This window comes from Microcoleus sp. F4-D5, from assembly GCF_036704885.1.
Classification (GTDB): domain Bacteria; phylum Cyanobacteriota; class Cyanobacteriia; order Cyanobacteriales; family Microcoleaceae; genus Microcoleus.
Genome location: NZ_JAUBSX010000084.1, coordinates 1 through 13,899 on the forward strand (window position 1 = coordinate 1; position 13,899 = coordinate 13,899).

Here is a 13,899-nt window from a genome sequence, read left to right on the forward strand (position 1 = left end):
CTCACCCTTGTCTCGGGTGATTCACTTTTACCCCCTCAATCCGACTATGTGCCAGTTTGGGGTGCGGAATGTGGGCTCCGAGATTCAAACATGATTGCTAATGATAATTAGTATAAAAAAAACCCGCGACTGCGGGTTTTGTTTGTGTCGCAACTCGTTGTAAACTGTGGGGATTTGCTCGCAGTTTGCTTAAAGCGATCGATAAACGCGATAGTTAATTTCAGGGAAAATATTATCAATCTCCTCAACCTTCTCCAACCAACCGGAATCAACTTTCCCTTCTTTGACTTCATCGTACAGCTTGTGAAAGCGCATTAAGTGCGATCGAGTCCGCCGCACTGCATAGGGCACCATCGTCCCTGTACGCATGATAAATGCCCAGTCAGAAGATTGAGCTAGCAGCACTTCCCGCGCCGCCTGGTTCAAAGCCCGCCACTGCAATTCATCCGCAGGTTCCATGCTTCCCAACTCAATCATCCGTTCGGCAGCTTTGTGCAAGTGCGGGTAAATCCAAGCATTGGTATCGTTGAGCCAATACTCGTGGAAACCCCGGAAACCCCAGCTAGACTGAGACGGGCGGCAAACTTGCTGAGTCGGATTTGCCCGCAAATAATCGGCTAAGTGGGTCATCTCGTAGGTATTTTGGTCGTACCAACTCTTGCGGAACAGGTAATCTAAGAACCAAGGCCCTTCGTACCACCAGTGACCGAAAAGTTCGGCGTCGTAAGGCGAAACAATAATCGGCGGACGCTGCATAATGCCGTTGAGGTGTTCGACTTGCCGTTCCCGGTTAAAAGCAAAGTTGCTGGCGTGTTCGGCTGCTTTTTCCCTTGCCCAGTAAGGATCGTACAACTGTTTGTCGCCTAAACCCAATCCGCGACCGGTGATTTTGTGATATTTAATCCCGGTATTTTTCCGCTGGCCGTTGGGCATGATGTAGGGCTTAATGTAATCGTAGTCAGCTTCCCAGCCCAAATCTTTGTAGAATTCCCGGTATTCGGCCGCGCCTGGATAGCCTACTTCAGAAGACCACACCTGCTGCGAGGATTCGTGATCCCGGCCGAAGGCGGCTACTCCGCATTCGGTGAAAATCGGGGCGTAGCTGCCGTAGCGGGGGCGCGGGCGGGCGTAGAGGATGCCGTGACCGTCTGTGAGAAAGTAGCGGAGGCCTGCGTCGGCTAACATCCTCTCTAAGCCTTCGTAGTAGGCGCATTCGGGCAGCCAAATGCCTTTTGGTCGGCGGCCGAAGTTTGCTTCGTAGTTGTCGCAGGCTACTTGAATTTGCGCCCAAACTGCCTCGGGGTACATTTTCATCAGCGGTAAATAGCCGTGGGTAGCGCCGCAGGTGATGATTTCGAGGTTGTTGGTGTCTTGGAATTGTTTGAAAGCTTTTACTAAATCTCGATCGTACTTTTCCCAAAAGTTCCGAACTTGAGAGAAGTGGGCGGCGTAATGTTCTGCTAAATAGCGGAGGTGACCGTTTCCGCTGTTGTGTTCGATTTCTAGATCCGCTAGTTCTTCGAGTTTAGCCAAGTGGTCGTCGAAGCGGTCTTGCAGCAAGGGGTCGCGCAGCATGGCCACCAAGGGCGGCGTCATGCTCATGGTAATTTTAAAGTCGATGCCGTCGCGTTTGAGCCCTTCAAAGACTTGCAGCAGAGGAATGTAGGTTTCCGCGATCGCCTCAAACAGCCATTCTTCTTCTAAAACGTAGTCGCTTTCGGGGTGGCGGACAAAAGGCAAGTGGGCGTGGAGAACGAGGGCGAGGTAGCCAATAGTCATAGTGATTTGGATGCCGTAGTTATTAACTGACGCCAGTTAGGCACAGCTTTAAAATATTTTAAGATTTTATGCTGAAATGGGACGCACAAAGTGCTGTGTTTTTTTAATGGCCTTTCTCTAACAAACTAAATGTCAGCAAATTCTGATTTTCTGCTTGCTGTCTGATTAGACCTGCTGCTGTTTGAGAGTCTACTGCCTTTGAAAAAAAGAATCCCTGGGCGTACTCACATTTTAACCCTTTGAGTATAGATAGTTGCGAGGCTTCTTCGACTCCTTCGGCTACTACATCCATGCCTAAATTGTGCGACAAAGCAACTATCGATCGCACAATTTCTGTCGGGTCAATGCCTCCTTTGCTGAAATCGAACTCACCTCCCATCCTGCTAACAAAAGAGCGGTCTATTTTTAAGGTATTTGTGGGGAAGCGGTGCAGGTAGGAGAGCGATGAATAGCCGGTGCCGAAGTCGTCAATGCACAAGTGTATTTTTCGGGCTCTGAGCTCCACCAGCATTGCTGTTACTGATTCGGAATTTTCTATGAGTACGCTTTCGGTAATTTCTAGTTTTAAACTGCTGCCGTCGAGGTGACTTTCTTCGAGAACTTGGTCGATGTATTCGATTAAATCTGGCTGAGAAAACTGTTTGACTGAAAGGTTGACGCTGACACTCAAGGGCGGGTTGCTGGGAAATAGCTGCTGCCACTGGCGGATTTGGTGGCAAGCTGTGCGGAGTACCCACCGGCCCAGGGGCACGATCAAGCCGGTTTCTTCGGCGATTGTGATGAATTCGCCGGGGGAAACTAAGCCGCGTTCTGGATGCTGCCAGCGCACTAGGGCCTCAAAACTGGTAATTGTGCTGTTGGCGATGCTGACTATCGGCTGGTAGTGAAGGATAAACTGGGGCGCTGCGGATAGGGGAGGTAAGGCGGATGGGGCCGATGGGGGAGAGTCTTCTTCTCTAGCGGGCTCTCTGATTGATTCGATCGCTCGCCGCAGGTCGTTTTCTAGCTGCAACAGCCACAAAGCGTGGGCGTGCATGGAACTATTGAAAACTTCGTGTCGGGCTCTGCCTAGTTCTTTGGCGCGGTACATTGCTGTGTCGGCGTCTCGCAGCAGGTTTGTCGGTTCTAGGTATTCGCCAGAACTCAAAGCAATGCCGATGCTGGCGGTGATAAATACTTCGTGTCCGTCTAGAAGGATGGGGGAGGTAATTTTCTTTTGCAGGCGGTTGACAATGTTGGTAGCTTCATTTACGCCTTCGATGTCATCGAGCAAAAGCACGAACTCGTCTCCTCCGAGGCGGGCCACTGTATCTCCTGCCCTCTGACAAGTTTCCAGACGCCGCGCGATCGCTACTAGCAGTTGATCCCCGATGGCGTGGCCGAGGGAATCGTTGACTACTTTAAATCTATCTAAATCGAGAAACAGCACTGCAAACAAGTAGTCTTTGCGCCGCTGTGCCAGCCTCAGAGAGTGTTCCAGCCGATCGGTAAATAGCGCTCGGTTGGGCAATCCGGTGAGGGCGTCGTGAAAAGCGTCGTGCAGCAGTTGTTCCTCGGCTAGTTTGCGCTGAGTGATGTCGTGGCAGTTGATCACGATTCCCTTGACTGCGGGATCGTGCAGCAAGTTGGTGGCTACAGCTTCTACATAACACCACGAACCGTTGCGGTGGCGGACTCGGTACTCAAGAGGGGACTGGCTTCTTTTGGGGTTTTCAATGGCTTTTTGGAGGGTTTGGGCGATCGCGGCGCAGTCGTCGGGGTGAACAGTCCCTAAGGCGTTGCGCCCGATCGCCTGGTGGGGCGAGTATCCTAAAATTCGCTTGACTGAAGGGCTGATGTAGCGGAAGATTCCTTCGGCGTCGAGAATGATCGTGATGTCTGTGGCGTTTTCAATCAGCGATCGAAATCGCTGTTCGCTTTGTCTGAGGGCTGATTCGGCTTCTTTGCGATCGCTGATGTCGAGAGCTACTCCGTCTACAATTATGTCCCCGTTTTCGTTCTTGGAAAATCTGGCGCTGTCTTGCACCCACTTGACTTCGCCGGTATTCAACACGATCCGGTACTGGCGATCGCAGGGCAAAAGACTCGCTCTCGACGCTGCTACGCTGAGGTCACACAAGCTTTTGTCGTCTGGATGGATGATTTCGGTCAAGATTTCCGGGCGCGCCATTACTTCTTCGGGCCCGATCCCAGTAACTTCGCGCACGCCCGGACTGATGTAGGGCATGGAGGTTGTGCCGTCTGGATGCAGCACCAGGCGGTAGACTGAGCCGGGAATGTTGGCTGCCATCGTGGTTAGCTGCTGCTGAATGCCGCTCACTGCGGCTTCGGCGCGCTTGCGTTCTGCTAGTTCGGTTTGCGCCTGCTGGTATAGTTCAGCTTGGTGGATCGCGATCGCGCACTGATCGGCTATGGCTTTAACTAGCGACTGTTCTTCTGCACTCCAAGTGCGAGTCCGATCGCACTGGTAGAGGCAAATTCCTCCGAAAAATGAGTGCTGGTAGAGTAGGGGTGCGATCGCGATCGCGTGAAACCCTAACAATTCCGCTGATGTTTGCAGGGAGGGAGCGAGAGTTGATAATTCCGAGAGCGCGATCGTTTCTCCCCGAGAGAGGGAGGAGCGATAGTGTTGGGCAAATTCGCAATTTAGCCCGATCGCCAGTTCTCTGCCGACTGCCTTTGAGCTCATGTAGCGAATCGCGATCCCGCCTTCGCTATCTGGCTGCAAAATCGCGCAGCCACTGATTTCTAGAGCTTCATGCAGTTGATCTGCGGTGGTTTGCAGCACTTCGTCGAGTACGAGGGTTTCGCGCATGGCTTGGAGGATGCGGTTGACGATCGCTTCTCGCTGAGCTTGCCGCTGAATTTGGACGATCGCTTCTTGCTGCTGGCGGCGCATTTTGTATTCTTGGAGCGATCGTTCTAAGACGCTTGGCAACCTAAACAGCCGCCCCTTTAATACGTAATCTGTCATTCCGGCTTTGATGCACTCAACTGCCGCTTCTTCTCCCAAACTTCCCGTTACTAAAATAAATGGTATGTCTTGCCCTAATTCCTGCATTAATTTCAACACTTCTAAACCGTTGAACCCTGGCAGGCGGTAATCTGACAGTACAGCATCGTACTTGCTATTTAGGAGTAGTTTTCTGCACTCTGTGGCTGTTTCGGCAGTGTCGCAATTAAATTTTACTCCCCCCGATTCTAAGGCGAGCATTATTAATTCCATATCTTCTGCCATGTCTTCGACAATCAACAATTTTAATGTTGATTCCGCTACCATTTTTAGTAGATAGTTAGTCTGAATTATATCTAACATAAGGTATTCGGAAGTTTTTAATTTATTGTTTGTGTTGTTGCTAAATGTCATTTGTTAGATTGAGTTTTGTTAATTTGAAGTCGAACATTTTAGTTGTTTTTATTAAAATTAATTATATGCTCTACTCTCCAGACCTTTATTTAGCACCCGAAGCCGAGGGCTGACCGAACCGATTGAGGAGCATCCCAATTATTTAAAAAGCGTTTTTTTAGGAGTCCGAGCATCTTGCACAGCCTAGATTTTGCGCTGCGATCTCTCACAGCGAACAGTCCTGTGAAACTAAAATGCGGATGCTCTCACAGATTGTGACTTCTTTAAGTGTATAATAGTTTTAAATTCAAAATTTAAAACTACGATAAAGTTAACTTACGAATCTATATTGGCGTTTGAGATTGTTTGCCCTAGTTTAAAGTAAAAGGTGGCTCCTTGACTAGGTTGGCTTTCTGCCCAAATCGTGCCGCCGTGACGATGAATAATCCGCTGGACGATCGCCAAACCGATGCCCGTACCTTCAAATTCTCTCTGGGAGTGCAGCCGCTGAAAGGCTCCAAACAGCCGATCGGCATATTCCATCGAAAAACCCACGCCGTTATCTTTGACAAAAATCGTTCCATCCGGTAACCCATCAATAACTATTGTAGCCGGAGTTCGTCTGCGGCTGAACTTGACGGCGTTGCTAATCAAGTTGCTGAACACCTGTTGCAGCAAGGTTGGATCTCCCGTTACCGTCGGCAAATTTCCGACGGCAAATTCGACGCAGTGGGGAGTTTGGGCCGGATCTGCGACATTTGGGGGTTTAGTCAGTTTAATCGCAGTTTGCACCAAACGGGTCAGATCGATCGGAATTTGCATCAACTCGGTGCGAGTCACCCGCGACAGGGCGAGCAAACCGTCAATCAAGAGGCTCATTTTTTGGCTGCTGTCTTCAATTATTTCAATATAGTGAACTATTTTGCGATCGCTCAAAGCCTCAGTTGCTTCTAGCCGGTGTTTCAAGGCATTTACAAAACCTGAAATGTGTCGCAAAGGTGCGCGCAAATCGTGAGAAACTGAGTAGGAAAAAGATTCTAATTCTTTATTGGCAGCTTCTAATTGCTCTGTACGTTCTGACAAGGCTTGTTTGGTCTCTACCAACTCAGTAATATCGCGAGCAGTGCAAATTAAAGCATAAACCTCGCCGTCGAGATTTCTCAGCGGAATTTTAAACGTGTCGAAGTAAGCATTGCCGCCGACTCTCACAAATTTTTCCTGGTAGTGCAGAGTTTTGCCTGATTCAAATACTTGGCGATTTTCTCGGCTAAATCGTTCTGCAAGTTCGCTGGGATAGCACTCAAAAATGGTTTTGCCCTCCATCTGCTGCCTGCTGTCGAATCCGGAAAATTCGGCAAGGGGATGGTTGACAAAAGACAAGCGCATATTGTCCCGTTCTACAACATAAATGTAGTCCGGCAAAGCATCAAAAAAAGTCTCTAATTCTGCCGTTCGCTGGGCGACTTGAGCTTCTAAAGTTTCGTTGAGTTCTTTAAGTTCAGCTTCTACTCGTTTGCGTTCGGTGATATCTTGACCGATGCCGATACACCTGCCGTCGGAAAGGCGAACATTTGCCCAAGAAGTGTCGATAGTTCGCCCATCTTTAACTTTGGTTTTGAAGTCGCCCCAGTTCTGCTTTGCCGCCATGATGAAATCTAAAACGTATTGGCGGTATTCAGGCTGCGGATAAAATTCGGCCCAGATATCGAGTTCTTTGATTTCTGCCAAACTCCACCCGAGCACTTGTTCCCAGTGGCGGTTTACCCAGTTTACTTCACCGTGGCTGCCGAAAAATGCGATCATGACAGGCACGTTGTCGAAGATTGTTTGCAGCACTTCGTTTTGCTGTTTTAATGATTCTTCGGCTTGTTTGCGATCGCTGATGTCGAGTACGGAACCGATAACTTGCTTCATTTGTCCGTCTGGGGTTCTTTTGAAGATTGTAGATCGATCGTGTACCCAGCGCCATTCCCCATTTTTGTGTTTGATTCTATAGTCTATGTCATCGGTTTCATGGGGATTGCTGCTGTGTGTTAGCCGCTCCATACCTGCAATTAGCTTTAACATATCTTCGGGATGAACTAAGTTAACTAAAGCATCTGTCCCCCAATCTTGCAATTCTTGAGCCGTGTAACCGAGCATGGTTGTGACTGACGCATTTGCATAAATATTTTTGTTTTCTACTGCATCGTAAATGTAGAGAAAGTTGGGGATTGTTTTCAGGATGCTTTCTAAAAGTTGTTGATGTATTTGCAGTTCCGCTTCTGCCTGTTTGCGCTCGCTTAAGTCCAGCACAAAACTGACTCCAAACTGCTGCGTTCCTTCTAAAAATGTGCTGCCCAACATTACTGCAACGCGGCTACCATCGGAGCGTATAAATTCTTTTTCAAAGGGGATAACTGTGTTTCCAACCTTAAGTTCTGCTACTTTTTTTGTGTCTAAATCGACGTATTCTGGCGGTGTCATTGCTTGCCAGTTAATTCTTCCAGCAACCAGATCGTTCCGCGTATAGTTTACTGTCTTTAAAAAAGGATCGTTGGCATCTATAATGCGACCGTTAATATCCCAAAATATTATGCCGATCATGTTGGAATCAACTATAGCTCTAAATTTGGATTCGCTTTGCCGCAACTGGTATTCGGATTGTTTTATTTCTGTGATATCGCGGGCGATGGATAAAACGGTTTCTACTAAATTTTCTTCAGCAAACTCGGGAATGACTCGACAGTGGTAATGTTTTATGCCCTCGGGAGTGGGAAACTCAAATTCTATGGTTTCTTGTTTGCCGGTGTCAAAAACTTTCCGAAAAGCCTCGTCCCACAGGTCGCACAAGTGCGGCGGCATTCCTGATTCTTGGTTGGTTTTGCTAATGAATTCTGCGGGGTGTTTTCCGGTTGCTGATTCTACAGCTTGGTTGACATACCGGAGGCGAAATTCTCGATCGAACCGCGCTATGATATCGGTAGCATTTTCGGCTAGGGCGCTGAATGACTGTTCGCGCTGCTGCAGTTCTTCTTGAGTGCGGTGGTGTTCGGTTACGTCTGTGGCAAAAGAGAGAATTGAAACTACTATTCCTGATTCATCGACGAGTGCAGAATTGTACCATTCGCAGTAAATTACCGAGCCATTTTTGGTATAGTTGCGGTTGCGGCAAACGTTGCGGGGTTCTCTGCGGTATAAAAGTTGATTTGCGACGGTGGACACTTGCTCGAAGTCTTCTTGATGAACTATTGACCATTCGTGCCAGTATTTGCCGATTACTTCTGCTGCACTCCAGCCAAATATTTGTTCTGCCATTGGCGACCACCGCACTACCCGCAATTCCCTGTCCCACTCTATAACTGCCATTGGCGAGTTTTCTAGGTGAAATTCCAGCCGCGAGTTGGCTTGTTTTATTTGAGTTTGAAGTTGCTGGCGGAGTTGTTTTGCCCCGGCAAAGCGATGGCTGATTTCCTGTACGTTTGCCGATCCGACTTGGGTAATGCAAGCAATGGTTTCTGCTGTTTGTTTTTCGAGTTCGTTCCAAGCTAGTTCGAGGGCTAATTCCGCCTGCTCTAGCTCAGTGATGCTGTTCTGAAACAGTGCGGCACTTTCAACTGGAATTTCAGGCATATTTTTGACACTTACGCAAGTGTTAATTTTAGAATTAAAAATTAAAAGTTAAAAATTAAAAATATGTAATTTCCTGTGAAATTATACATTTTTAACTTTTAATTTGTGGAGAGAGCCGATCGTTAGAGGCGGGCGGTGCTATTAAAGACTCTCGGTAAAAGGGTTTGGGGCGCAGATCGGCAATTGCGGTCGATCGATTTAAAACTATCCTGGGCAAGAGTGCGGGCGGGAGCTGGCGCTAAGTATATTTTTGCACAGGCTTGTTGTTTGGGGGCGATCTCAAGGATATCGGCGCGGGCCGATCGCGAATCTGTAGCAGGGCATTGCGTATGCCGCTCCCCATCGGTCTGAGCTTAAGGCGTCAAACCCACAGTCAGACAGGGGCTTTGACGCCTTAAGCTCAGAACGGTCAAACCGCTTCTACCTACAAATAATCTCCAATCGGTTTGGTCAATACAGTCCTAGACGCATAAATAGCAAAGAAAGCTGGTTTTTACCAGTGTTAAAAGTAGAGATGCAGTATTTTCCCAATAAACACAACCCGCTTTCTGACCGCCGGTGCGTAAGTCATACAATAAAAAGCTAAAATAAAATCTAAAGTTATTCAGTCTTTTAGGTCACTTATGACTGCTGCTGCACCCTCTTCGATAAAAAACCAAACTCAGTACGAAGCCATTATCGGTCTCGAAACTCATTGTCAATTGAGTACGAATACTAAAATTTTCTCCAGTTCTTCTACACAATTTGGCAATGCCCCAAATACTAATATTGACCCAATTTGTATGGGAATGCCTGGAGTGTTGCCGGTATTAAATCAAAAAGTGCTCGAATATGCGGTGAAAGCAGGGCTGGCTCTCAACTGCGAAATCGCACCTTACAGTAAGTTTGACCGCAAGCAATATTTCTATCCCGATTTGCCGAAAAATTATCAAATTTCTCAGTTCGATTTGCCGATCGCTACTAACGGTTGGCTGGAAATTGAACTGGTAGACGAGACGGGGAATTCTACTAGGAAAAAAATCGGGATCACTCGCTTGCATATGGAGGAAGATGCCGGAAAATTGGTTCACGGCGGCAGCGACAGGCTCAGCGGTTCTACTTATTCACTGGTGGATTACAACCGCGCCGGTGTGCCTCTAATCGAAATTGTTTCGGAACCGGATTTGCGCTCGGGCGCGGAAGCTGCCGAATACGGTCAAGAATTGCGCCGGATCGTGCGCTACATCGGTGTTGGCGACGGGAATATGCAGGAAGGTTCGCTCCGGTGCGACGTGAATATTTCGGTGCGCCCCGTTGGCTCAAAAGAGTTCGGCACGAAGGTGGAAATAAAAAATATGAACTCTTTTAATGCGATCGAACGGGCGATCGATTACGAGATCGAGCGGCAAATTCAAGCCGTGGAAAATGGCGAAACCATCGTCCAAGAAACGCGGCTTTGGGATGAAAACAAGCAGTGTACTTTCAGTATGCGGGTTAAAGAAGGTGCGAGCGATTATCGGTATTTCCCGGAACCGGATTTGCCTCCGATCCAAGTTTCGGCCGAGCAATTGCATGATTGGAAAGCTCAACTGCCGGAATTGCCGGCAATGAAGCGCCATCGCTACGAAACTGAGCTCGCTCTTTCTCCTTACGACGCGCGGGTGCTGACTGACGACAAAGCCGTGGCAGAGTATTTTGAAAAATCGATCGCCGCCGGTGCTGGTGCGAAACAAGCTGCGAATTGGGTGATGGGCGATATTACTGCTTATCTGAAAAATGAAAAGCTCGCCATCACAGAAATTCCTTTCCAACCGCAGGATTTAGCCGAACTGCTGGGGCTAATTGATGCCGGCACGATCAGCGGCAAAATCGCTAAGGATATTTTGCCGGAGTTGCTGGCAAACGGCGGTTCTCCTAAGAAGTTCGTTGAGAGCAAGGGTTTGATTCAAATTTCGGATACTGGGGCGATCGATCGGGCCATAGATGCCGTGTTGGCCGCCAATCCCAAGGAGCTCGAACAGTACCGAGCCGGCAAAACTAAGCTGCTGGGCTTTTTTGTCGGTAAGGTGATGAAGGAAACGGGCGGCCGAGCCGATCCGAAATTGACCAACGAGCTGCTGGCGGCTAAGCTTAACTGCCCAGGCTAAGCATTCGTTAAAGGGGTTCTGTAGCGGATACAGCGGCGGGCGGTTTTTCTCGATTCCGCCACTGTCTCGCTCTTCCGGCTGGATGCTAACTTTATAATTAATATACATTTCTTTACAACATCTTCACGTTTGGGGGTTTCACCCCTCATCCCGATAGTGCTATATTGTGTTGTGTAGATGCACCCTGATGGCAGAGAGAGTTACTGAGGTAGCTCTCTCTTTTTTTTGTCTATTGTTGGTGGACGCGGACGTGAATATACGGATGGGGAGAGGGGGAGTGCGTTATATCGATTAGCGATTGCCGATTAGCAATTACCGCTGTGAGTCGATTAATATCAACTTTAGTTATTAACTAATTTTGACATGATGAGCGAACAAGCTAGCGAGCTAATCAAGCAGGGGATTTCGCAATATCAGGCGCACCAATTTGAGGCGGCGCTGAATTCTTGGCAGGAAGCGCTGGCGCTGTATCGATCGAGGAACGATAAGCGCCGATCGGGTGCGGCGCTGGGTAATATAGGCGTAGCTTACGAAGCGCTGGGAAATTATGCTCAGGCGATCGACTGCTACCAGCAGCATTTGGTGTTAGCGCGGGAAATTGGGGATCGCCGGGGTGAGGCGAATGCTTTGGGAAATCTGGGCAATGCTTGCTGTGCTCGCTCAGATTTTTCTGGTGCTATTGATTACCAGAAACAGCGTTTGGCGATCGCGCGGGACACGGGCGACGGGCGCTCTGAGCTCGAAACTTTGGGCAATTTGGCGCTAGCTTACGATGCTAAGGGAGATTTGCCTGGTGCGATCGAATGCTATCACCAGCAGTTGTCAATCGCGAGCGCCAGCAAGGACGATCGCATTGAGCGCAATGCTCTCAAGAATTTGAAGCTTGCTTACAAGTATTTAGCAGATTACGAGAAGGCTAACCAGTACCGACAGCAGCAATTAGCGATCTTCCGGGAACTGTTTTTAATTGATAAAAATAATAGTTTTGTACAACTTACAGAAACAGTTGGTTTGAATCCGGTTGAGGATTTTGCCGGAGCTAATTTAAGCGGTTTGGACTTGCACTACGCTGATTTTAACGGTGCGGATTTGCGCGAAACCAACCTCCGGGGTGCAGATTTGACTTTGGCCGATCTCAGCGGTGCTTTACTGAGCGCTGCTATTTTAATTAATGCTAATTTGTGCAATGCTAATTTGCGGGATGCTGAACTCAGCAGCGCCAATTTGAGCGGTGCTGATTTGCGGACAAAGCTACCCCGGGCAAATTTGAGCCGTGCAAATTTAACCAATGCCAATTTGAGCAGTGCCTATTTACCGAATGCTATTTTAGTTGATGCAAATTTAACTGATGCTAATTTGAAAAATGCTGATTTGAGCGGTGTAGATTTGAGCGGGGCGATTTTAAACGGGGCTGATTTGAGCCGCGCTGATTTAAAAAATGTGGTGGTTAAAAATGCGAACTTTTCTGGCTGTCTGGGAATTTCGGAAGCCGTGAAGGTTGAATTGAGGGCAGGGGGCGGGATTTTTGAGTAGAATTAATTGGAAAGGTTGGTAATTGTAGAGGGTAAGAAAAGCTATGACTGCCGTAACTGCAAAACGATTCTCGATCGCCGAATATCACCGTTTGGGAGAACTGGGATTTTTCGCTCCCGATGACCGAGTTGAATTGATTCGCGGAGAAATTATTATTATGGCTGCTAAAGGTAGGCTGCACTCTTTTTGTAACACTCTTTTAGTTGAGGAGTTAATCATTTTACTGGCAAGACGCGCTCGCGTGCGCGCACAAGAGCCAATTATTTTGACGGATGATAGCGAACCAGAGCCTGATGTTGTTATTGCCCGCAATCGTTCTGACAATTATTTATCTTCTCACCCGGAGCCTGCTGATATTTTGTTGGTAATTGAGGTTGCCGATTCTACTTTGAATTACGATCGCACAACCAAGTTGTCTCTCTATGCTGAAACAGGGATTTCTAATTATTGGATATTTAATTTGGTTGACAATCAACTGGAAATGCACAGCGAACCTTATCAGAAACAAAACGGGAGTTATAGTTATCAATTGCAACGAGTTGTTTTGCCAAATCAGACGGTGGTAATTCCGGGTTTTCCCGATTTTTATCTAGATTTGTCTTCGGTATTTCCCGCGCACAGTGGTGACTAAACCTTCTGGCTCGATCGCACATATTTTAACTCAGTAATTAAACAGCGAACGAGCTTTTTTCTATGATATAATATAAAAGTGCAAAGGAATCAAGCATAAAACTAGCACTATTATCCAAAACAATTTGGTTTCTCACCCCGGATTTATTCGCGGGAGAAATCTAAAATCTAAAATCTAAAATCTAAAATCAGATGACAGCTAAAACTCTCGCTCCACCGGAACAAATTGTCCAGCTATCGGGTATCAGTTGGCAAACTTACGAAGCTTTGCTGCTTGAGCTAGGCGATAGGCAAATTCGATTGACATATAATCGCGGCAATTTGAAAATCATGGTACCCTCCCCAGAACACGAACGTTTCAAAGAAGTATTGGGTCGATTTGTTGAAACCTTAGCTGAAGAATTCAATGTGAGAATTGAGCCTCTTGGTTCTACCACATTCAAACGTCCTGAACTTAGCGGTGCAGAACCAGATAAATGTTTTTACATCCAGAATCTTAGTGCAGTTAAAGGAAAAAAAAGAATCGACCTGAATCAAGATCCGCCGCCGGATTTAGTGGTAGAAATTGATATTACCAGCCGTTCGGAAAATAGCTTGCAGGTTTATGCGGATCTGGGAGTGCCGGAAGTTTGGATTTATAATGGATCGCGACTCAAAATCAACAGATTAGAAAATGGAGAATACGTTGAGGGCGAGCTCAGTTTAGCATTTCCCAGCTTACCGATATTAGAGATTGCCAGATTTTTGGAACAAGCAGAAACAATGGACTATTTGGAGTTAGTGAAAGCATTTCGGAATTGGGTAAAAAGCCAAATTCAGTAAAACCAATGAAGGGCGGAAAAAATTCAACAAAATTTACACTTTTAACCGATA

At 47.5% G+C, this 13,899-nt stretch carries 7 protein-coding genes; 4 read left to right on the forward strand and 3 right to left on the reverse strand.

The genetic code is table 11. The features are described from left to right. Positions 1-189: 189 nt before the first annotated feature. From QUA80_RS27625 to QUA80_RS27635, 3 genes are all read right to left on the reverse strand, one after another. Positions 190-1,779, reverse strand: a complete 1,590-nt coding sequence (locus QUA80_RS27625; RefSeq protein WP_333428174.1) for a glycoside hydrolase family 57 protein — start codon at positions 1,777-1,779, stop codon at positions 190-192. A gap of 103 nt (positions 1,780-1,882) precedes the next feature. Next, complete coding sequence (locus tag QUA80_RS27630; protein WP_333428175.1) at positions 1,883-5,059, reverse strand: EAL domain-containing protein; 3,177 nt, start codon at positions 5,057-5,059, stop codon at positions 1,883-1,885. Positions 5,060-5,461: 402 nt separating this feature from the next. After that, complete coding sequence (locus QUA80_RS27635; protein WP_333428176.1) at positions 5,462-8,737, reverse strand: PAS domain S-box protein; 3,276 nt, start codon at positions 8,735-8,737, stop codon at positions 5,462-5,464. Between the two features lie 623 nt (positions 8,738-9,360). Between QUA80_RS27635 and gatB the strand changes: the two genes are divergently transcribed. From gatB to QUA80_RS27655, 4 genes are all read left to right on the forward strand, one after another. Beyond that, positions 9,361-10,863 (forward strand): Asp-tRNA(Asn)/Glu-tRNA(Gln) amidotransferase subunit GatB, encoded by a 1,503-nt coding sequence (gatB, locus tag QUA80_RS27640; RefSeq protein ID WP_333428177.1) that lies wholly within the window; start codon positions 9,361-9,363, stop codon positions 10,861-10,863. Positions 10,864-11,226: 363 nt separating this feature from the next. Continuing rightward, a complete protein-coding gene (locus QUA80_RS27645) occupies positions 11,227-12,396 on the forward strand; it encodes a pentapeptide repeat-containing protein (protein ID WP_333428178.1) in 1,170 nt (389 codons plus the stop codon). Positions 12,397-12,439: 43 nt separating this feature from the next. After that, positions 12,440-13,027: a Uma2 family endonuclease gene (locus QUA80_RS27650; protein ID WP_333428179.1), complete on the forward strand. Its 588-nt coding sequence runs from the start codon at positions 12,440-12,442 to the stop codon at positions 13,025-13,027. Positions 13,028-13,218: 191 nt separating this feature from the next. Continuing rightward, complete coding sequence (locus QUA80_RS27655; RefSeq protein WP_333428180.1) at positions 13,219-13,848, forward strand: Uma2 family endonuclease; 630 nt, start codon at positions 13,219-13,221, stop codon at positions 13,846-13,848. Positions 13,849-13,899: the final 51 nt, after the last annotated feature.

Excerpts from the sequence above, each read along its gene's own strand:
- QUA80_RS27625 (WP_333428174.1), bottom strand. The coding sequence starts at position 1,779 with ATGACTATTGGCTACCTCGCCCTCGTTCTCCACGCCCACTTGCCTTTT.
- QUA80_RS27630 (WP_333428175.1), bottom strand. The coding sequence starts at position 5,059 with ATGGTAGCGGAATCAACATTAAAATTGTTGATTGTCGAAGACATGGCA.
- QUA80_RS27635 (WP_333428176.1), bottom strand. The coding sequence starts at position 8,737 with ATGCCTGAAATTCCAGTTGAAAGTGCCGCACTGTTTCAGAACAGCATC.
- gatB (WP_333428177.1), top strand. The coding sequence starts at position 9,361 with ATGACTGCTGCTGCACCCTCTTCGATAAAAAACCAAACTCAGTACGAA.
- QUA80_RS27645 (WP_333428178.1), top strand. The coding sequence starts at position 11,227 with ATGATGAGCGAACAAGCTAGCGAGCTAATCAAGCAGGGGATTTCGCAA.
- QUA80_RS27650 (WP_333428179.1), top strand. The coding sequence starts at position 12,440 with ATGACTGCCGTAACTGCAAAACGATTCTCGATCGCCGAATATCACCGT.
- QUA80_RS27655 (WP_333428180.1), top strand. The coding sequence starts at position 13,219 with ATGACAGCTAAAACTCTCGCTCCACCGGAACAAATTGTCCAGCTATCG.